22 protein-coding genes are annotated in these 21,582 nt (G+C 35.2%); 5 read left to right on the top strand and 17 right to left on the bottom strand.

Annotated elements, in window-relative coordinates; translation table 11 throughout:
• The first annotated feature begins 27 nt into the window (after positions 1-27).
• The 3 genes from MHI57_RS23390 (at position 28) to MHI57_RS23380 (ending at position 1,672) form a co-directional block, all read left to right on the top strand.
• Positions 28-603, top strand: coding sequence for an HTH-type transcriptional regulator Hpr (locus tag MHI57_RS23390; RefSeq protein ID WP_224937656.1), 576 nt, complete (start codon positions 28-30; stop codon positions 601-603).
• Positions 604-846: 243 nt separating this feature from the next.
• On the top strand, positions 847-1,398 hold the full coding sequence (locus MHI57_RS23385; protein WP_180316987.1) for a DUF3267 domain-containing protein: 552 nt from the start codon (positions 847-849) through the stop codon (positions 1,396-1,398).
• 94 nt (positions 1,399-1,492) lie between these two features.
• Positions 1,493-1,672, top strand: a complete 180-nt coding sequence (locus MHI57_RS23380) for a hypothetical protein (protein WP_095369911.1) — start codon at positions 1,493-1,495, stop codon at positions 1,670-1,672.
• Between the two features lie 73 nt (positions 1,673-1,745).
• Here the strand turns inward: MHI57_RS23380 and MHI57_RS23375 are convergent, their stop codons facing one another.
• The gene (locus MHI57_RS23375) at positions 1,746-1,847 is read right to left on the bottom strand and encodes a YjcZ family sporulation protein (protein ID WP_095369912.1); all 102 of its coding nucleotides are present in this window, start codon (positions 1,845-1,847) and stop codon (positions 1,746-1,748) included.
• A 63-nt stretch (positions 1,848-1,910) separates the two neighbouring features.
• Positions 1,911-2,000, bottom strand: coding sequence for a YjcZ family sporulation protein (locus MHI57_RS23370; RefSeq protein ID WP_095369913.1), 90 nt, complete (start codon positions 1,998-2,000; stop codon positions 1,911-1,913).
• A 281-nt stretch (positions 2,001-2,281) separates the two neighbouring features.
• On the opposite strand from MHI57_RS23370, the gene MHI57_RS23365 reads away from it, so the two are divergent.
• Complete coding sequence (locus tag MHI57_RS23365) at positions 2,282-3,169, top strand: peptidylprolyl isomerase (RefSeq protein ID WP_095369914.1); 888 nt, start codon at positions 2,282-2,284, stop codon at positions 3,167-3,169.
• 105 nt (positions 3,170-3,274) lie between these two features.
• Here the strand turns inward: MHI57_RS23365 and MHI57_RS23360 are convergent, their stop codons facing one another.
• From MHI57_RS23360 to MHI57_RS23310, 11 genes are all read right to left on the bottom strand, one after another.
• Entirely contained in the window at positions 3,275-3,463 is a 189-nt protein-coding gene (locus tag MHI57_RS23360; protein ID WP_095369915.1) for a sporulation YhaL family protein, read from the bottom strand.
• 191 nt (positions 3,464-3,654) lie between these two features.
• Positions 3,655-4,599 carry a 3'-5' exoribonuclease YhaM gene (yhaM, locus tag MHI57_RS23355; protein ID WP_095369916.1) on the bottom strand — a complete coding sequence of 315 codons (945 nt, stop codon included), beginning with the start codon at positions 4,597-4,599 and terminating at the stop codon, positions 3,655-3,657.
• 71 nt (positions 4,600-4,670) lie between these two features.
• The gene (locus tag MHI57_RS23350; protein WP_340978370.1) at positions 4,671-7,667 is read right to left on the bottom strand and encodes an ATP-binding protein; all 2,997 of its coding nucleotides are present in this window, start codon (positions 7,665-7,667) and stop codon (positions 4,671-4,673) included.
• Positions 7,664-8,887, bottom strand: coding sequence for a metallophosphoesterase family protein (locus MHI57_RS23345; protein ID WP_340978369.1), 1,224 nt, complete (start codon positions 8,885-8,887; stop codon positions 7,664-7,666). The genes MHI57_RS23350 and MHI57_RS23345 overlap by 4 nt, the downstream gene beginning before the upstream one ends.
• A gap of 287 nt (positions 8,888-9,174) precedes the next feature.
• A complete protein-coding gene (locus MHI57_RS23340) occupies positions 9,175-9,786 on the bottom strand; it encodes a response regulator transcription factor (protein ID WP_095369919.1) in 612 nt (203 codons plus the stop codon).
• Positions 9,787-9,788: 2 nt separating this feature from the next.
• A complete protein-coding gene (locus MHI57_RS23335) occupies positions 9,789-10,874 on the bottom strand; it encodes a sensor histidine kinase (protein WP_095369920.1) in 1,086 nt (361 codons plus the stop codon).
• A gap of 21 nt (positions 10,875-10,895) precedes the next feature.
• The gene (locus MHI57_RS23330; protein ID WP_340978367.1) at positions 10,896-11,582 is read right to left on the bottom strand and encodes an ABC transporter permease; all 687 of its coding nucleotides are present in this window, start codon (positions 11,580-11,582) and stop codon (positions 10,896-10,898) included.
• On the bottom strand, positions 11,583-12,311 hold the full coding sequence (locus MHI57_RS23325; RefSeq protein WP_095373490.1) for an ABC transporter permease: 729 nt from the start codon (positions 12,309-12,311) through the stop codon (positions 11,583-11,585). It abuts the gene before it with no gap.
• Positions 12,311-13,252, bottom strand: a complete 942-nt coding sequence (locus MHI57_RS23320; protein WP_322909133.1) for an ABC transporter ATP-binding protein — start codon at positions 13,250-13,252, stop codon at positions 12,311-12,313. The genes MHI57_RS23325 and MHI57_RS23320 overlap by 1 nt, the downstream gene beginning before the upstream one ends.
• Positions 13,253-13,496: 244 nt before the next feature.
• The gene (locus tag MHI57_RS23315) at positions 13,497-14,750 is read right to left on the bottom strand and encodes an ABC transporter permease (protein WP_095369923.1); all 1,254 of its coding nucleotides are present in this window, start codon (positions 14,748-14,750) and stop codon (positions 13,497-13,499) included.
• Positions 14,743-15,642: an ABC transporter ATP-binding protein gene (locus tag MHI57_RS23310; protein WP_307318332.1), complete on the bottom strand. Its 900-nt coding sequence runs from the start codon at positions 15,640-15,642 to the stop codon at positions 14,743-14,745. The genes MHI57_RS23315 and MHI57_RS23310 overlap by 8 nt, the downstream gene beginning before the upstream one ends.
• A 151-nt stretch (positions 15,643-15,793) precedes the next feature.
• On the opposite strand from MHI57_RS23310, the gene MHI57_RS23305 reads away from it, so the two are divergent.
• Complete coding sequence (locus MHI57_RS23305) at positions 15,794-15,979, top strand: YhzD family protein (RefSeq protein WP_095369924.1); 186 nt, start codon at positions 15,794-15,796, stop codon at positions 15,977-15,979.
• Positions 15,980-16,058: 79 nt separating this feature from the next.
• Here MHI57_RS23305 and MHI57_RS23300 read toward each other — a convergent pair whose 3' ends face one another.
• The 4 genes from MHI57_RS23300 to MHI57_RS23285 all read right to left on the bottom strand — a co-directional run bounded on the left by MHI57_RS23300 (position 16,059) and on the right by MHI57_RS23285 (position 21,366).
• Positions 16,059-16,850 carry an enoyl-CoA hydratase gene (locus MHI57_RS23300; RefSeq protein WP_095369925.1) on the bottom strand — a complete coding sequence of 264 codons (792 nt, stop codon included), beginning with the start codon at positions 16,848-16,850 and terminating at the stop codon, positions 16,059-16,061.
• A 113-nt stretch (positions 16,851-16,963) separates the two neighbouring features.
• Positions 16,964-18,583 carry a long-chain fatty acid--CoA ligase gene (locus tag MHI57_RS23295; protein ID WP_307318331.1) on the bottom strand — a complete coding sequence of 540 codons (1,620 nt, stop codon included), beginning with the start codon at positions 18,581-18,583 and terminating at the stop codon, positions 16,964-16,966.
• Between the two features lie 179 nt (positions 18,584-18,762).
• Positions 18,763-20,274, bottom strand: a complete 1,512-nt coding sequence (locus MHI57_RS23290; protein WP_307318330.1) for a coproporphyrinogen III oxidase — start codon at positions 20,272-20,274, stop codon at positions 18,763-18,765.
• Between the two features lie 222 nt (positions 20,275-20,496).
• Positions 20,497-21,366, bottom strand: a complete 870-nt coding sequence (locus tag MHI57_RS23285; RefSeq protein WP_095369927.1) for a Cof-type HAD-IIB family hydrolase — start codon at positions 21,364-21,366, stop codon at positions 20,497-20,499.
• Positions 21,367-21,582 lie beyond the last annotated feature (216 nt).

The following is a 21,582-nucleotide window of genomic DNA, read 5'->3' as shown; positions in this document are numbered from 1 at the left end:
CAATAATAAAAAAGTAGGTGAAGCGAAATGTCAGAAACGAATTTCTCAATCAAGGAAGCCATGCTTTTCAGTCAAAGGGTTGCTCAATTGAGTAAAGCTTTATGGAAATCTATTGAAAAAGATTGGCAACAATGGATTAAACCATATGACTTAAATATCAATGAACACCATATTTTATGGATTGCTTATCATTTAAATGGCGCATCCATTTCTGATGTAGCGAAGTTTGGCGTTATGCATGTATCTACCGCATTTAATTTTTCTAAAAAGCTTGAAGAAAGAGGATATCTTGAATTTTCAAAAAGAGAAAGTGATAAAAGGAATACTTACATTAAATTAACGGATAAAGGTGAAAGCGTTTTTCTAGAATTAATGGAAACATATCATCCAGATAAAAATTCTGTTTTTTCAGGTGCGATGCCTTTAAAAGAATTATATGGAAAATTCCCAGAAATCATTGAAGTGATGGCCATTATCCGCAACATTTACGGAGATGATTTTATGGAAATATTCGAAAAATCATTTTCAAATATTGATAACGAATTTGAGGAAAAAGATGGTAAACTATTAAAGAAGAAAGAATATACAAAAGAATTAGTATAATTTTGTACGATAAAAGCGGAATTATAAACAAACTTCTCCGCTTTTTTATTTTGGTATAAAATACAATATATTCATTGATTATAAAATAAAATAATGAAAACCCTTACATCCCTTCACTTTTATGTTGAAATATAACAATCATTTTTTTATCGAAAAAATGGTATTGATTTTTCTTAAAGAGGAGAGTAAAGTAGTGTTTGAATTTAAAACATGAGCGCTGAACTGCGAGGGATTATTTTGTTTATGAGCTGTGTAAAGGAGATAAATGTTAACAAGCAGTATGGACAATTATGGTTGGACTTCATGTCTGCTATACTGGCATTTACAGTCTTTATTATCACATATTTACCAATGAATTATTTGTTTCCTGATACAGTGATTAATACAGAAAGTTTAAGTATCTTTACCCTCTTTCTGATTGGATTGTATCCTATCCATAAATTGATTCATTATATTCCATTAATGCCGGTAAATAAAAATATAAAGAAATCGTTGGAATTACGATCAAAATGTGTACCCATGATACAATTAAAAGTCAATGAACCAGTACCTAAATTGATGTATCTAAGTGCTTTAATCGCACCAATACTATTTATTAATGGAACACTTTTGTTGTTAATGTTATCATTTCAACAATATGGAGCGTTTTTCATCATTCTTTTATCTTTGCATATTGGATTATCATGCCGTGATTTAATCTATATAAAAATCGTAATGAACACACCTAAATTTTCATATATTGAAGAGAATGAGGTTGGACTCAATATATTAATACAAATCAAGGAAACTAGATAAAATCCACTCTTCCAACCTTTTATACTATCTTTTTATGATTATTTTTGATATTGTAAAACAATAGACTACGATTGACTAGGGGAGGGAATCATCGATGATCTCCATTTTTATTATTTTTGCTGTATTTATTCTATACAATATTAACAGACTTACTTTTTCCTTATGTTTACAAAAGGAAATCCCAGAGGAGAAACAACCTAAAGTATATCGAACAATTAATGTTTTAATTACGATACTGCTTATTTCTTCCTTTGTTGAAATTGCATTTACTTAAAATAAATGTAAAAAAAGCGGCGAGATTTTCGCCGCTTTTTTCTCTCTATGGAAAAGCTTGAGGTATGAATTAATTAGCAAACCCAAGAAGCTCCAATAATTACTAATAAAATGAAAAGGACAACGAGTAAAGCGAAACCTCCACCGTATCCAAATCCTCCACCGCCGTGTGACATGGATTTTCCTCCCTTCTATCGTCCGTTATAAGTTCTTTCTTTATTGTCTTATAACGCTATTTTTTATAACCAAGCAGCACCTACGATGACTAATAGAATGAAAAGAACAACAATTAAAGCGAAGCCTCCGCCGTATCCAAATCCTCCACCCATGATAACACCTCCCTTATTAGGTTGTTACCACATACTATTCAAACACTCTGTCGTGCGAATAGGCGCGTATCTCGTCTTTTTATATTTTCTCTAAACTTCTTTGGACGAAATATCATTTTCAATTTCTTTATATCCTATGTTGGACTCTCCAGAATGGTTAGTCTAATACCCAAAATTTTCTTAAATAAACCTAATTTTGTAGTAAATATTTTTGTTAAGGAAATGATTTGTGTTATAGTATTTACTGTGTATATACAACAATAAACGTGGGAGTGTTCAACATGAAAAAATGGATTTTATCCCTTTCTGTTGCAACAGGTGTATTAGTTTTAAGCGCTTGTAGTTCAGGAGATTCTGAAGTAGTAGTCGAAACAGGAAACGGAAATATTACACAAGAAGACTTTTATCAAGCCTTGAAAGAACAATATGGTGAACAAGTTCTTCAAGAACTCGTTTATGAGAAAGTCCTCTCAGAAAATTATGAGGTTTCCGAGGATGAACTTAATGAACAAGTAGATACAATGAAAGAACAATTAGGTTCTAACTTCCAATTAGCACTTGCACAATACGGTATGGAAAGTGAAGAAGACCTAAAAGAAATGTTAAGAACAGGTCTAATGCAAGAAAAAGCGGCAATTAAAGATGTTGAAGCTACCGAAGAAGAAATGAAGGAATACTATGAGAATTATAAGCCAGAAATCCAAGCGCGTCATATTCTTGTAGCCGATAAAGAAACAGCTGAAGAAGTGAAAAAGAAATTAGATGATGGCGAAGACTTTGCAAAAGTGGCTGAAGAATATTCAACTGATACAGCATCTGCTGCCAATGGTGGCGATTTAGGTTGGTTTGGAGCTGGCCAGATGGTTGCAGAATTTGAAGAAGCTGCCTATGCATTAGAAGTAGATGAAATTAGTGATCCTGTTGAGTCACAACATGGTTTCCATATCATTCAAGTAACTGACAAAAAAGAAAAAGAATCATATGAAGATATGAAAGAAGAAATTGAATATCAAGTGAAAGTAGCGAAAGTCGACAGTACAATTATTCAAGAAGCAATGCAGAGGGAATTAGAAAATTCAGGTGTGGAAGTAAAAGATAATGATTTTAAAGAGTTATTCAAAGCTCCTGAAGCAGAAGCCGATGATGCTGAAGCAAAAGAAGAACAATAACATAAAAGACCTGGTTATATGACATAACCAGGTCTTTTCTTTGGTCTCGAACCCATTAGACTATTTATGGGTATATTTCCTTTCGTATCTATGGTTCGACCTTTATTATCCTTCTTGCCTTTCATATTGTTCTCGTTTGTCATCCCTAGCGGATTCTAACCTTTGCATATAAACTTCACCTTCCTGCTCAATTTGAGCAGTTTCCGCCTTTCTTTCATCCCTACCTGTCTTAATCGCCATAAATGCGCTAATGAAAATACCTGCAATCACAAAGTAAAGCCATATAGGTATCATTGGACTCCTCCTTACTCTCTTATTAGAAAATATGTCTGCTCGTCCCATAATATGCAAAAAATTTTTCATAACCATTTTGCTCACCTTACTCTCATTTCCATAGCCATCACGAACACATACACCCGACTGGTAAACCGCAAAAAAAGCAAGTTATGTGACATTCTTACATTTCACATACTTGCTTTTCTAAGTTATTCATGAAAGGTCGGCTTATAAAATGCCCGATTATCTAACGCAAAAACTCTTTCTGTGTATTCACCTGGTTTGACTCTAGATAATGATCGATCAAGCATATTCATTTTCGCATCTAAATTATCAATATAATGAATGATTTCCGCTTCTTTAATTAAAGGCGGTTTCGGGCTACCCCATTCTGCCTTACCATGGTGAGACAGAACAATATGCTGTAAAATAACGACCTCTTCTCCTTGAATTGATAGCTCCTCAGCCGCCGTCTCAATCTCACTTACCATGATGGAAATATGGCCGAGTAAGTTTCCTTTTACTGTATAAGTTGTGGATATAGGACCAGATAGCTCTGTAACTTTACCTAAATCATGCAGAATGATACCTGCATATAATAAATCCTTATCCAACGTAGGGTAAAGATTTGCAATCGCTTTAGCGAGATCTAACATTGAAACAACATGATAAGCTAAACCTGAGACAAATTCATGATGATTTTTAGTCGCTGCAGGATATTCTAGAAACTCAGCTTGATATTTCTTTAATAAATGTCTAGTGATTCTTTGAATATTAGGGTTTTTCATTTCAAAAATGTATTGTGTGACTTTCCCCATCATTTCTTCAGCGTCAATAGGGGCAGTTTCTAAAAAGTCTGCTAACTTTACCGTATCGTTTTCATTTGACGTACGAATCTGTCTTATCCGTAGCTGTTGTCGTCCACGATAATTTAAGATATCTCCCGCCACTTTGACAATTGTTTCTGGCACGTAATTATTTTCATCCTGTTCGGAAACATCCCAAAGTTTTGCTTCGATATCCCCACTTTTATCTTGAAAAATCAAAGTTAAAAAAGGTTTACCGTTACTTGCCACACCTTTTGTAGCATTTTTTATTAGTAAGAACAATTCAACCTGCTCTCCTGTATCGTAATAAACAATTCCTTTAGTCATCGTTACACCTGCCTCCTCTAAGTCTTACCTTTAAGTAAAAGTATATCATATCTATCTTAAAGCCTTCATTTTTAAAAGCTTGTTGCTGTTTGTAGTTCACTTAAATCAATCAGTTCATCCCCGTTAAAACTTTGCAACATCCCTTTATGACAAGTAAAGAAAATAATCTGCTCCTCTTTACCTCTTAGTACTCTCATTACTTCTTCCAGTCTTTTATGATCAAAGTTCACAAATCCATCATCAATTATAAAAGGGAGCTGATACCGATGGAACACAATTTCTGCCAAGCTCAACCGCAAACTAATATAAAGTTGCTCAGCTGTTGATTGACTTAACGATCTTGGCTCAAAAAACATCCCTTCCTTATGCTCTAATAATAAATGGTCTTTGTCGCTATCATAAAAAATCCGCTTATATTGACCTAATGTTAAATCAGAAAAATACCTCTCAGCTTTCTTTAATATTTTTGGGAATTCTTCTTCTTTAAAGGTGTTTACCGTTTCAGATAGTAAGCTCTTTGCTGTTGCATACACGGCCCATTCCTTTGCCAACTCATTCCATTCTGCTTTTAATTGTTTGTATTTGTGTAATAGTTCAGCATAAATTCCACCTTCTTCTAATTGTTTAATTTCATAAGAAAGATGATGTAGTATTTCTTGTTGCTTGGTTATTCTTTCTTTCTTCGTATCAATGCTTATTTGGTATTCTTTTATTTGTTCTTCTGTCGGTCTTAATTCAACATATTTATTTAATGTCTCTTGTGATAAGTTTGTCATATTTAACTTTAATTTTTCGGTTCGTAGCTCTTCTTTAATGGCTTGCTTCCTTTTAGCAGCCATCCCTTTTTCTTTAAAAGCTATGATTGAAGACACACCTGCTTCTTCTAGTAACGATTGAATATGCTTTTCTCTATTTGCTATTTTCTCGTCTATAATCGTAATATCTGATTGGATTGATTCTCTTATTTCCTTATTTTTTTCAAAGTTTGCAAGTTTGTTTCTTTCTTTATCGATGATATCTTTTAACTGAATCACGCCATCAGCATAAGAGCGTGGTTCGATAACCACTAACGAGAAATAATGAGATAGTTTCTCCTCTATATTAGTAATAGATTGGCTTAAGTCATCCAATTTCGCTTTCTTTATCTTCCTTTTTCTAATCGTGCCCTTCATCTCTTCAATCAATAAGAAGGCATCAAGTAATTGATTTTTCATAGTTGATTTATTTAATCTATATGGCTCGGCAATGAGATCTATCTTACTATCAACTTCTCTCATCTCACCTTCCCACACTTCATATGCGGCAATGATTTTTTCATACTGACTATTGACATAATCTAATCGCCGAGCGTATTCGGCGACTTCGGCTTCTTGCTCTTTATCCCTTTCAATTTGCTGCTTCCATTCATCTACCTGCTCCTTAGCAGCGATGGGCTCTTGTTTTTCTAATACCACTTTTTGTTGTCTTAAAAAATCTAATTCATCCTTTATTCCATCAGAGTAGACTGCCTTCTGTTTAAAAAAAGAACTAATAAAAGTAATACAGATTCCACCAATCGCTAATGCTTGGATGAGGAATGAAGCTTCAAAGAATCCCCATATGCCAATGAAAATAAATAATAATAAAAGTGAACTTATCTTCATATATTCAATTTTTTGGGATCTCTTATCCTTAGTAATTGCTTGTTTATGTTTCTCTGTGAGCAATTGTATATTGACATTGATTTCAGTTAATCTCTGATGGTGACTTTCCTTTTGCTCAAAAGTAGTGATTTGTTTAAGAATGTTTGCTCTCTCTTCTCTTGATAGTAACTTCTTTCTACTTTCATTTATTTTATTTTCTAATCCATTTAATTCAGTTCTTATAGTCTCCGACTCTTCATCCAATTGTACTTTTCTATCGGACAACCGCGACTTTTTCTTCATTACATTAGAGATAAGTTCTTTTTGAAACATACTCGTATCAAAAGATAAAATCTCTTCGTCAGATATTTGCATATGCAGCTTATCTGACATATGCTGCAATTCTTCCTCCAAAGCTTTTATTTCGAGTTGCCATTCATTCTTCGTCTGCACTTGATTCTCTCTGACAGTATTCAGTTCGCAAACAGCTTCGATTTCTGCTCTATTTTCAAGTATTTGCTTCTGTAATCCTGCATTCATTAATTTTTCGTCAAGGGTACTTCTTTTCATGATGAGTTCATTTCTTTGGTCTTCTAATACTTCCTTACTCTGTTGTATAGCCTCTAATTGCTTTAACCCATCTATTGGAAATTCATCTACGTCTAATTGACTTTCTTCATCTAGTAAACTTAAATAATGAAGATATACTTCCTCAACCGTAAACCACTTCCTTAAAGAGCTTAGCATCCCTTCTAACTGTTCCACTTCTTGTTCAAGTAGTTCGTTATTATAAATTAATTCTTCTTTTTTCTCAGTTCGTTCTTTATAAAGGTTATTCGTTTTTTCCGCTTTTTTTAGATTTTCATATGCTTTTTTTAGCTCTTTTAAACCGCTGTTTAAAACTGGCTTTGTTCCAGATGGCTTAAAACGCAAATCGAGTTGCTTCTGCAAATATTGTTCTGCCTTTAAAATGCCATCTGTTCCAACAACCGCGGAAGAAAATAAAAAATGCCCTAAATCTTCTTTACTAAATGATTGCACATTTTGAATATCAAACAGGTCAAAAGAGAAGATCGCTCGGTATAATGGTTGGTCCATCCCTTGGAGCAATTCCTCTAATAACGTAGAACCACCGCTTCTTCCGGAACTGAGCACAACGTTCACTTCATCCGGTGTTCTTTCCTTTACTCTCTCAATCATTGCTTCATGACCATCTGGTAAAGTGAAAATCAATTTTCCACCATATTGACTACTATTCTTAGGTTTATAATTTCTTTCATTTCCTTTTTTAGATGGAAAACCAAATAACATACTATGAATAAAAGACATCAGTGTTGATTTACCCGCTTCATTTTGCCCGTAAAAACAATGAAAATCGTTTAACTGTTTAATTTTGATATTTTCCCATTTTCCGTAACCATAGATCTCCATACCTTTAAGCTTCATTCGTTCACCCCCTCCACTAATAGTTCAAGTAACAATTGCTTTGCATCTGCAACAATTTCTTTTTGATCTGTTTGTGATATTTCATCTATCCATCGACTTGCTTGTTTATGCCTATATAATGGGGATAATGCCTTCAGTACTATTTCTTCATTTGCAAGATCTAACATTTCTTTATAAAAAGGTGACTGACTTCGTAAACTTTCCTCATCCCACACTAACTGCTTTTTAACTTTTAACTCATTTACCCAAACGAAGGATTGTTGTATTCGTTCAGTTTCTTGGAGAAATTCTATTAATTCACCTGACCTAAAGGCCTTTTCTTCTATTTCACTCATACTTAAGTGTTGTAATTCTAATTTAAGTATAATGGCTTTTCCTTCTCTTCTTTTTGATTCTAACAAGTTGAGACAATTTGATAATAAAACCTCAAAAGAATTGAATGAACTACAATCAAGGACCACTTCATCCCAAACCACATCATTTGTCTCAATAAATCGCTTCTCGCAAGTATGCTCTTGTAATTCTATTAAATAACAACCCTTTATACCTGTTTCCTTTTTATGTCGTCCTTGTATATTCCCTGGATAAATAATTGGCGGCACTGTATTGATTTCAGCTCTTTTATGTATATGACCAAGGGCCCAATAATCAAACTGCTTTTCTATCAAGTCAGAAATCGTAAACGGTGCATAGTTCCCGTGTTCTGTTAATCCTTCCAAATTGCCATGTAAAATGCCGATATGATAACCAGCCGCTTCTTCTTTCTGATAAAGCTGAACCATTCTTTCATCGACATGTCGTTCTTTGTAACTAAAGCCATAAAGATGAATAATTGTATCGTTTTTTTTAAATCTAGTTACTTCTGGTATTTCACCAAAAATAAATACATTCTCTGGCATCGTTAATTTAATCCACTCTCCACCTAGATGATCATGGTTACCATGAACAATAAATGCACGAATTCTAGCCTTATGTAAACGTAACATCTGTTCTCGCAAGATGTTTTGTGCTTTTATACTCCGATCACTTGCATCATATAAATCTCCCGCTAAGATAACAAAATCAACTTTTTCACTTATTGCAACATCAATGAGCTTAATAAATGAACGGAATGTACTTTCCTTTAACCGCTCAAATATGAAGTCGGGTAAGTCTTTTAATCCCACCATCGGGCTGTCTAAATGTAAATCTGCAGCATGAATAAATTTGATAGGCTCCATTTTTTATCCCTCTTACATTTTTCTTTTATTTTAACGCAAACCAAAAGCGAATGCACGTTCTTACTTGGTCGATTGTAGAATTAAAAATGTTCAATTTTAATGAAGGGATTAGACGACTCAGCTCCGTCACCATAATGGTAGTTTTGACCTTTATATCAACTTGCTAAATTCTATTAAGAAATATTCGTTTTTTATCGCATAAGAAAAACCGGACTCATCTCCCGGTTTTGTTTAGATAATAATCAACTGCTTTTCTCTACATGCGGTGTAAGATTCGAGTTGACACCCTATTTTTGCCGTTGCCAATAGTAAATGGCTAGTTGTGTACGATCGCGTAGCTCAAGTTTATCAAGAACAATAGAAAGAACATTACGTACGGTTCCTTCACTTAAATAAAGCTGCTTCGATATTTCTTTATTCGATAAACCTTCCACCACAAGTTCCATTACGTCTTTCTCCCTTTCGGTTAATGCCCAGAACCCATCTGACTTATTTTGTAGCACAAGTTTATCAAGTACTTCCGGAGTAAGAACCCTCGCATTTGATCCGATTGCACGAATCTGTTTGGCCATATCTTTAATCTTACTAGATTTTATGATGTAGCCCTCAGCACCTGCTTTTAAAGCAAGCCGAATATTCATTTCGTCTTTAAAGGTTGTCAACATCATTATTTTAATATGTGGCCAGTTTCTTTTTATAACCTTGGTACTTTCAATTCCATTCAACACCGGCATTTGGATATCCATTAGAATAACATCTAGCTGCACTTTCTCACAAAAAGAAATCGCTTCACTTCCATTTTCGACCACACCAACAATTTTTATATCTTCTTCTTTATCGAGAAGTAATTGTAAGCTCTGACAAATTAAACGATCATCATCCACAATTAATATATCCATAGCTACTTCCCCCTTCTCTGTAAAGGTAAAACACATACGAGCAAGTACCCATTTTGACGATCAATTGTAAAGCTTCCTTTTAACATTCTTGCCCTTAATTGTAAACTTCTTAGTCCACTTCCGTTCACTGATTTTTGGGTATTGGTACCGTTATCATGGATTTTCAACCTTACAAGTGTTTCAGTAATATCAAGTTCAACTTTCGTTTTCGTCGCATTACTATATTTACTTACATTTGTAATAGCTTCCTTAAGACATGCTTCCAACATCACCCAAGATTGAGAAGATACATTTTCAACATTTCCATTATATTGAAAATCTATGAGTAATGGCTCTGAATCTACTACGATTCTTTGCAACCTATCAACACCTATATAAGTAACTGGTGTGAGATTATGAACTGTATTTCTTAATCTCGTTGTACTCCTTGAAAGCCTGATTTTCACCTGTTCCAGAAGGGTGTGTGCTTGATTTTTATTTTCTACTTGTTCATATGCTTGAATAGCTAGAAGGGCACCTGTTAAATCATGCCCCAGGTGGTCATGCAGTTCTCTTGATATCCGATTTCTCTCCTTCAGTTCTGCTGCCTTTTCCACCTCAAAATAAGCTTCTAAAAGCTCCATTTTGATCTGTTCAAGCTCATGCTTTTCTTTTCTTTCCTTGTCTAAAGCCTTTTCTAGTTGCTTACGTTCTTTCATTGACTGATAAGTGAAGCTTCCGACTAATACTGTGAGTAAACTATACCAGATCAAAGTCATATCAAAGGCAGAGTAAGCAATCATGAAAATCGTCATTGGGAAAACCAACCACCACTTTCCGACTATTGCTGCTTCGAAAATAGCGATGGCTAAACCGTATAGGGCAAACGGAAAATATGGAATGAAAACGATACAGAGGACTATTTCAATAAGAAAACTCCATTTTGGTATAGAAAATCTTATACGTATGCTCATAACAATGAGCAAAAGCAGGATAAAAACAATTGCCTCAAAGCCAGCAGTACTTGTGAGCCAAAGATGTGCTAGGATAAGTAATTGTACTATTCGCCAAAATATCACAAATCTGAAATATCGCTCGTACACTCTCATATGCACACCTCTCCTCAGCTATCAATGCAATTTTTTCGCACTTCCTGTAATTAAAAATAAAAACATATACAAAATAAGCATTCCATTCACAAGCAGAAACTCCTTCAGTTCGCCACCAAAAACAATCCAGTCTATACCCCAAGCTAGCCAAAAAGTCGGCAAAATAATCGCTATTTTTTGTAATAATTCAGGTAACAACTCGATTGGAATCAAGACGCCACCGATTAAAGCAATTATACTGATAATCGACATAAAAATTAACATAGATATTTCTTTATTACGAAAAAATGAAATCCACATTAGTGCAAAGGCAATCGATGCCATACTAAATGTAATAAATAAAATGAGTAACCAAAAGGGCTGGTAAAGTTCTGTCCCAATTAATACGCCTCCATAAACTAAAATCAGACATTGTAATATTAAAATGAAAAAATATGCTAGCAAATTTTGTGCTAGATAACTAAAATGACTGATGGGGGCAATTGATACCTTTTTAGCAATTCCTCTCATTCTATCTTCTAAAATTAATCCAGAGAGCTTCAAACTAATAAACAAAATAAAAATACCAAAATATTGATATCCGTATGGAAGATGTGGCCAATACTCTCCTGATGGCAGAAAGATCGCAACAACTGGGAAGAGAAATAGAATCAACAAACTTGTTTTATTTGCAATACTTCTCTTCAGTACAAAGTGGAAAACAGTCATTTAAATCTTCCTCCTACCGAGCACAAACACAATAATAAAAGTAATTACAATTCCTACTCCTAACCGAAACATATAAATATAAGCATCAGGAAATAAATTGCTTTGTGCATAACCAATTGCATTAGCAGCTAACAATAGAGGATTAAGGTATTCATTAATGAATGTGATAACCGTATAATCAGGAATTGGAAAAAACAACCCTGCCAACACAATACATCCAATTCCATATACTTCACTTAACCGTTCTGCTAATTTAAAGTTCTTTACTGCAAAAATAAGAATTAAACTTACAAGGCTTGATAGTACAGCCAATAAGCCAATGATGTACATTACCCAAAATCCATTTCCCCACTCCACCTTTAAGCCTATTCCTGTAAATAGAAATAACAAAAAACCCAGAAAAATGGAATATAACATGCCACATAATGAGATTGAGAGAGCATAAAAAGGTCGGCTAATCGGCGCCACCATTAAACGTTGCCGTCTTGGAGAAAATAAATCATCTTGAATATGGGCAATCACGATTGAACCGCCAAACAATTGAAACACGAGTGTCATTAACTGTGCTGTATCATAGAACGCAGGATCACCGTATTGATTTTTTAAGTCTCCTAATACGAAATAAAAAATGGTAATAAGGATAATCGGAACAACTAAGAGCAGCAATAGCGTAATATAGTCTCTACTCATTCGAATCACTGTATAAGGAATGGTTCTTAGGACACGCATCATGCACTACCTCCATCCCTTAAGGTTCTTCCAGTCAAAGTTAAGAAAACATCCTCTAAATTTGCTTTTTCTACATTAATGCCGACAACACCAGAGTCCTCTTTTATAATCGTTAAAATACGATCAAGGTGTCCTGAATTAGCAGAAGACACAACCAAAATTTGATTCCCATCTTTAATGACTTGTTTTACATCTGGCAGTGCCTGAATACTCTCCAAAGAGACTTCTTCAGGATGACTTACTTCTACCTTGATTCTCTCTTCATGCTGAATGTTTCGAATCAAATCTTGAACTGTTCCTCTTGTAATGATTTGCCCTTTATCTAATATCACAACCTCTGATGCAATCGCCTCAACCTCTTCCATATAATGCGTTGTATATAGAATAGTCGTTCCGTTTCTTTGTAATTTCTTTACAGCTTGCAAAATATGGTTTCGCGATTGAGGATCTATCCCCACCGTCGGCTCATCCATAATTAAAAACTTAGGATCATGAACTAAGGAACATGCAATATTCAGCCGCCTTTGCATTCCTCCAGAAAAATTTTGTGCCCTTCCCTTTGTATGTTCTGCTAATCCAACAAACGCTAAGGCCTCTGCCACCCTTCTTTTTCTCATTTCCCCTTTTAACCCGTAAATTCCGGCAAAAAAGTTCGCATTCTCCTGTGCTGTTAATTCTGGAAAAATCGATATTTCCTGCGTGACTAAACCAATTTTTTCTTTGTTTTTATTCTGAAATGGTTTTTTTCCATCCCCAAATAACGTAACATTCCCTTGATTAACTGTCTCCATTCCTGTTAGGCATCTAATTAATGTTGATTTTCCCGCTCCATTAGGACCGAGTAAACCAATAATTTGACCCTCATTTATATCCAAATCAATGTAGTCCAACACTAGTTTCGAATCATAACGTTTCACAATCCCATTTAGTGAGGCAATCATCCGCTCACACCCTTTCGCCTTGTTAGTGTAAGTATGTCAAGAAAGGCAAAAAGCAAATAGTTACATTTGTCATTAATTTGTTTTATTTCACTGCCTCTTCTTCAATAAAGGGGGAAAGTTGTTACGAACCGATAAATAAACATTAGCAGAGCCGGCAGATTAATGTTCACTACTACATTTATCAATTCTTTTTTGCTAAAAAAGCTTCTCCATACACAAGTATGAGAAGCTTGAATGTAAATACTTATTTTTCTTTCTTCGTTAATTGAATCGCTTTTTTAATATCTTTATACGAAGATGAGCGACCATACATTAAGACACCGCCGCGATACACTCGTGCACCGAATATCGCCAAAATAATTGTTGTCACAATAAGAACGGCCATGCCTAATATTGGTTCCCATACCGGCAATGAAAGCATTCCTACTCTTAAGAACATCAGCATTGGCGTGAAAAAAGGAATATAAGAGGCAATAGTAATAAAAGTTGTATCTGGGTTAGATAGACCATACATTGAGAGTAAAAAGCCCACAACTACTAACATCGTCATTGGCATAATCATTTGTTGAACATCCTCAATCCGACTAACTAAAGACCCAAGAAAGGCGGCTAGGGTCGCATATAAAAAATAGCCTAATAAGAAAAAGATGGCTGCATAAACCAATATACCAAGAGATAAGTTGCTAAACCCAAACGCTTCGAACCAGCCACCTTCAAGCTTAGACATGCTTTCTCTCAATGCAATAAAACCAATGGAACCTAATATCAGCATTTGTGTCACACTCAAGAGAGCGATTCCGAGTATCTTAGCAAACATTTGCTGAACAGGTGGGGTACTTGATATAAGAATTTCCATGATTCTAGATGACTTTTCAGTTGCCACTTCATTAGCAATCATACTCGCATACATGATGACAGCAAAATAAATTAAAAATAAGACCACATAAACAAGACCTCTTGCCTGACTTAATTCTTCTTGAGACTTGGCATTTTCCTCAAGTGCAGTCGTCTCAAACGATACAGGTGCATACAATGTTTGCAATTGCTCTGGTGATAAATTTATACTCTCTGCAGTTAATTCTGTCTTTATTTGCTGCAAAGCTGTTTGCAATAAGCTAGAGATAGTAGTATCAGCTATACTCAAAGATTTATATTCACCGCTAATGAGATTTTCACCGTTAGAAGTTAAGTAAAGTGCACCTGTAAATTCCCCAGATATTACCTTCTCGTCCACTTCAGCTTCTGACTGTTGTACACTTTCTAATATGACTTCCTCTGATGTATATGCCTCTATACGTTCTATTGCTTGGATGGAACTGTTTGTTTCATCTATCACTGCCACTTTCGGTGTTTCTTCATTTGAAAAAGCATCGATAATAGTTGTAATATTGGCTAACAGCACAAATAAAAGTGCCGTAATAATTGTCGTAATAAGAAAAGACTTTGTTTTTATTTTTGTCCAATACGTATGCCATAGAATTGTCCAAAAATTACTCATAAGAAGCACCTGCCTTTTCGATAAAGATGTCATTTAAAGATGGTTCTTCAAGCATAAATTTGCGAATAAATCCTTTGCCAACAATATCCTTTAGTATATCGTCCGCTGCCAATTCATTTTCAATTTGCAGATGCACCCCTTCTGTCGTCATTTTAAATTTCTTCACCGCAGGATGGTCTTGTAAAAAAGCCATTGAAAAATCACCATGAATGATTAATGTTTTTTTTCCATAAGAACGCTTAATTTCCTTCAATTCACCATGTACGACTGGCCTACCTTTTTGCATGATACAAAGATGCTCACATAACTCCTCAACATGTTCCATACGGTGGGAAGAAAACACGATTGATGTACCACTATTTTTCAAGTCTACAACTGCGTCTTTTAGCAGCTCTACATTTACTGGATCTAGCCCACTAAATGGCTCATCAAGAATCAATAGCTTAGGTTTATGTAAAATACTAGATATAAATTGTATCTTTTGTTGATTCCCTTTTGATAACTCCTCTACTTTTTTTGTTTTGTAATCAGGTACTTTAAAGCGATCAAGCCAGTTGTCTAACTCCTTCAAGGCAGATTGTTTATCCATCCCTCTTAGCCGTGCTAAGTAAACAAGTTGTTCTCTCACTTGTAATTTTGGATATAACCCACGCTCTTCAGGTAAATAACCAATCTGACCACTCACTGAATAATTAATGGGTTTACCTTGCCAAGTGATGTTTCCTTTGGTTGCATCAATTAACCCTAAAATCATTCGAAAAGTAGTCGTCTTTCCAGCACCATTCGCTCCTAAAAAACCAAACATTTCCTTTTCAGGTATTTCTATAGATATATCATCTACTGCGGTAAATTGACCAAACTTCTTCGTAACATTTTCTAATTTTAAAGACATATAAATTCTGTCCCTCCCTTTCATTTATTTACGATATAAAACTAAAAAAGATTCATTAAATAAGTATGTTTCTTTTTGCAAGATTGATGGAATTATGCCAAAATATAATTAAATATCGGAATATTCAACTACATTACAAGGAGTCTTTATGATGAAAACTTATAAATTAACGGCATTCGAACCAACTGGTGAAAAAATTCTTGATGAATCATTCGAATCAGCAAATGATCAAGAAGCCAAGGTGACCGGAGAAAACCTCCTGAAAGAAAAAGGATTAGAAGAGAAAACACATCGTTGCTCATCTCCAGCAGGAAAGCTTATATTATTTCACCGATAGACCTCAGGTTATACTATACACCACGTATCAAATAAAGACACGCATGTTTCTGATAAAACATGCGTGTCTTTCATTCCTGTTATTTCCCTGTGAATCGAGGCTGCCTTTTTTCAATAAAAGCGTTTATGCCTTCTTTATGATCAGATGTTTTCCTCATTTGTGCTTGACCACTTTTTTCGAGCTCTAATAATTTTAACAATAATGGGCGATTCTTATCTGTCAGTATTTTTTTTGTTTTAATCATCGCAAGGATTGGAAGATGACTCAGATGGTACACTTTTTTATTTACTGCTTCGTCAAGATCATCACCTACGACTTCATGAACAAGTCCTCTCTCCCATGCTTCTTCAGCTGTCATCGGTTTCCCTTCCCATATGAGGTGCTTTGCTTGGTCGGGCCCTAACTTACTTTCAAGGAAAAAGTGGGAACCACCGTCCGGGATTAACCCTATACCAATAAAGTTCATCGCTAATTTACTATCCTTATGAGCATAAATGAAATCGGTAGCTAAAGCTAAACTTAATCCGAGCCCTGCAGCTGCACCTTTTATTGCGCTAATGGTGATTTTAGGCATACTATACAATGTAACAACTAACTCATTAATCGCATCCATCACAACGGGGAAATCGTTTTCATTCGCATCCATCAGCATCGTTTTAATGTCTCCGCCTGAAGAAAATGCTCTACCCGCCCCTTTCAGAACAACGATATCTATTTCTTCTAAATTACTTAGCTCTTTCATTACAGCAGCAAGCTCATGAATCATTTCCACATTTAGTGCATTTAATGACTCTGGCCGGTTCATTTCTACATGCGCTACTCTTCCCTCAATCGAATAATTAACGGTCTTTGTATCAAAATCAAGCGCCATTCATTTTCCTCCTTAAGTTTGGATACCTCTATTATAAATAAAATATTTTTTATTTTCCAAATATAATTGAATTTTTTTACTAGAAAATGAATGACTGTTCATATTGAAAATAATTACTGATTAATTTTATCCATTTGATATTTCTCTCGTAAATCACGTTTTAAAAATTTCCCTACAGATGTTTTGGGAATTTCATCAATAAAAATGACATCATCAGGAATCCACCATTTTGCAAATTGAGCGCTTAATGACTGAAGCACTTCTTCAGCAGTCACTTTCCCTTTGTATTGTTCATGTAATACAACATAGGCTAATGGACGCTCTTGCCACTTTTCACTCGGAATACCAATAACAGCAGCTTCAAAAATGGCTTCATTAGCCATGAGCGCATTTTCTATGTCAACAGAAGAAATCCACTCTCCACCACTTTTTATTAAATCCTTCGTGCGATCAACAATTTTCAAAAGTCCTTCTTCATCAATGGTGACAACATCACCCGTATGAAGCCAGCCATCTTTAAAACTCGAGGCAGTCCGCTCATCATTATAATATTCGGTTACAATCCACGGACCTCTTAAGCAGAGCTCGCCCATCTGCTTTCCGTCCCACTCCACTTCAATCCCTTTTTCGTCAATCACTTTCATTTCTAATCCCGGAACCAATAATCCTTGCTTGCTTCTTAACTCCAGTTTCTCTTCAAAATCTATATTTTCTTGATAGCTTTTTAGATTGGAGACAGTTGCGAGTGGACTTGTTTCTGTCATTCCATAAGCATGAAGAAACGGTATCTTATACTTTTCTTCGAACACTCTAATCATGCCTTTTGGTGCAGCAGATCCGCCACACAGAATGCTTCTTAAAGAACTTAAATCATATTTTTTCGCTTGCAATTCCTTCAATAATCCAAGCCAAATAGTTGGTACACCTGCAGTAATTGTAATCTTATATTCTTCTATTAGTTCGGCAATTAATTTAGGCGTAAATGCAGGCCCAGGCATGATCAATTTTGTGCCAAACCACACCCCTGCAAAAGGTAAGCCCCATGCATTGACATGAAACATCGGGACGATAGGTAGGGCAATATCTTTTTCACTTACACCAACACTATCCGCTAAACCTAATGCTAAGCTATGGAGCACAATTGCCCGGTGAGAGTAAATGACGCCTTTAGGATTTCCGGTGGTCGCCGATGTATAACACATCCCTGCCGGGTCATTTTCATCTAGATCATCAGGATATTGATAATTGGGATCTGCCTCTTCTAGTAGACTTTCATAATTATATGCTGGAGATAAAGTTGTAGTTGGAGGTTCCTTATGGTCACTCATAATGATAAATGCTTTTACATTGGAAAGTTCGTCTCTACATTGTTCAATTAATGGAACTAACTCTTCATCTATGAGGAGAATTTTATCTTCTGCGTGATTAATAATATAGGTGATATGCTGAGATGAGAGTCTAATATTAATTGTATGCAACACCGCTCCACTACAAGGAATCGCAAAATATGCTTCCAGATGGCGGTGATGGTTCCAGGCAAATGTCCCTACCTTCTCCCCTCTTTTAATACCAAGCCTTTGTAAACTTGAAGCAAGTCTTCGTGTTCGTTCTGCCATTTCCTTATACGTAAATGTTTGAATACCACCTGCTGTTCTAGATACAACCTCTTTTTTTGCGAAAAACGTTTCTGCTCTTTTTATCATCTGTGCCATCGTCAAAGAAGAATGATTCATCACCAATCGCCTCCCTTTTAGTAACCGTTTACATTATCATAGATGTTTATGCGCTTTTGTACCTATTACATTCTTGTTTTTTTAATAAAATCCTCTATTAAAGTTGCCATAATTAAATCTAGTCTATTTTCACAAACAAAAAAGCTGCACCTTTAACCAAGGTACAGCTCACATTAAGCTTATATAGACTTTGCCTCAATATTAAAGAGCTCATTTAACATAGCTATTTTTTTATCCGTGTATTCAACAAAACTTTCATTGTAGGATTTAGGGTCTTTCGGATTTGCAAAATGAGTAATTTTACCTGTTTCAGGATGGATAAACTTACTTGCTGCCCCGCAGCCAATTCCGATAATCGTTTGCATTTCTTCCATAATCATAATATTGTAAAGACTTTCTTGTTTCGGTAACGCATAGCCAACGTTTTCTAAATTTCCTAAAATATTTTTTTGACGATATAAATAGTAGGGCTCATAATGATGTTCAGCCGTCCACTCTTCTGCCATATTCATCATTCTTTCTGCTTCTTCACGATCTGCAACCTTATATTTCTGCCGGTTCTTTGTCATTTCAGAAGCTCTTTTAAAAGATAATGTATGAACAGTCAGTGACTCGGGTAGTAATTGCTTTGTTTCATTTAATGAGTGTGCAAACTCTGTTGTGCCTTCATTTGGTAAGCCAATGATTAAATCCATATTAATATTGTTCATACCCATACTTCTCGCCAGGTGGAACTTATCGATTGTTTCCTCAACCGTATGATGCCTCCCAATCGCTTTTAACGTTTCTTGCGTATATGATTGTGGATTGATACTGATACGATCAATATTCCATTTTTTTAATACATTTAACTTATCTGCAGTAATCGTATCCGGTCTACCTGCCTCGACCGTAATTTCCCGAATGTGACTCACATCTGGAAACGACTCATACATTTCTTCATATAGAAGGTCCATTTCCTCTGCTGTAATACTTGTTGGCGTACCTCCACCATAATATACGGTTGTTACTTTGATGTCATTTTCCTTTAACCATTCTCCCATATGTCTGATTTCATAATGCAGCCCAGCTAAGAAGGAATCGACTCTACCTTGTTTACCACCAATTGCATAAGCAGGAAATGTACAATAAGCACATTTTGTTGGGCAAAAGGGAATGCCGATATAGATACTGACTTCTTTTTTTAAATCATAAAGGTCAGGAATCGCCGTTAATTGTCGTGCAACGATTTTTTCCATTAGATTAATTTTTTCATCTGAAATCAAATAATCTTTTTTCAAAGCTTGATGAGCATCTTCCTTACTACTTCCAGACATCATATGACGATGATAAAGCTTTGTTGGCCTTATCCCTGTTAATATGCCCCATTTCTGCACAATACCTGTCCAATCTTGTAAAACAGTTAAATACACATGGGAAGCTGCATACTTTAATTGATTAAAGAATTCCTTTTCTGTCTCAAACGCCTTAAGATTCTTTCTATAGTTAGCGGTATAGACTTCTTCCTCGCTTGTAGTAAGCTGAACACTCATGTTAATCTCTTCACTTACTTCATAGTGGAAAGATATAACTACATCTGCACCCTCATGTTTATCAAGTTTTACAGAGCATTCTTCAAAAAATAAATTACCAATTAACTGCAATGGTCTTATATAACGGTTATCATTCAAACCTAAAATAGATATATTCATTGTTAATCACCTTTATACTTTCTCTTGATCAAACTTCTTTAAGTTTACAAAAAAAAGACCTTACGGGTCAATCTCCATTCACAGGTCGTTTGTATTTTAGTATATCAGTTTGTTAGCTATATTTGGCATATGCTGCTAAAAGACCACCCCCCCTTAAATTAAGGAATACGAATAAGAAGCTTTGAAGGTAGCAACCGTTCTACCACCTTCAGAGCTTCTACCTTACTTCAAGAGATTCATTTTCCTTAAAAATTGGATAGGATGTTGTTTGCGGAAATGCTCTTTTACCATATATGTTACACCATGTTCATCATTTGTTCTTGTTACCCAATCAGCTTGCTTTTTTAAGACATGAGGGGCATTCCCCATCGCTACACCTAAACCCGCACCTTCAATCATCTGCAAATCATCATAGCCATCTCCAATGGCTACAATTTCTTGCGGTGCAATACCAAGTTCCTTACTTAATCTCAGTAAACCATTCCATTTGGATACACCATAAGGGACAATATCTAAACGAGAGTCATTTAGTTGGGTAATAGCAATTTCCTCATCATACATGACATCTAATGCTTTTTTGGCATGTATAAGATCATTGGTATTTTCAAAGTAAATTTCAATTTTTGGTGGTTTAACTGGATCTTCTAGCAAATTCTCACTCAGAGACTCAACAAACTGGTGGGAATAAAAAACAGGATCACCTGTTGAGAACACCGTTTTAGCGAGGATATTATTATTTGTTTTTGTCTTATTTGCTAGTGAAAACTTTTCATGCACAAGTCTTATTTGACAAGGGAATCCTTCTAATAAGCGTACAATATCAAAGGTTACTTCTTTTTTGATGCGTTTTACTTCAATTGGTTGTTCCAATTTATCCGCTGTATAAGCTCCAGCTGATGTTACAAGGATGGAATTTAATTTTAATGCTTTAGCCACTTTCTTAGCCGATGGAAAACTTCTTGCTGTTACTAACGTCACATAAATTCCCTTTTGCTGGACGTATTCGATTGCTTCCTTTGTTGATTTATGCAGCCTTCCATTACTTTGAAGAAGGGTACCATCAATATTTATAGCTAAGAGACGATAAATCATCTTTTTGCCCCCTATTCTGGATGAAAATTGTCCTTATGACACTTTTATGTACCCGCAACAGAAAATAGAACAGGAAGAATAGAGATAAAGAAGTCTGTTCTCTTTGCGTTTTATACATAGTTACGTTTCCTGCCGTTCCTTAATCTTTTTTTATCAAAATTCCGCGACATTTGTATTTGTATATAAGCCGTCACATCCTTAAGAAGGCATGAGGTT

It is taken from the genome of Cytobacillus sp. FSL K6-0129 (assembly GCF_038007625.1).
Classification (GTDB): domain Bacteria; phylum Bacillota; class Bacilli; order Bacillales; family Cytobacillaceae; genus Cytobacillus; species Cytobacillus kochii.
Note: the sequence above shows the minus strand (reverse complement) of the source record. Positions and strands in the feature narration are given on the sequence as shown.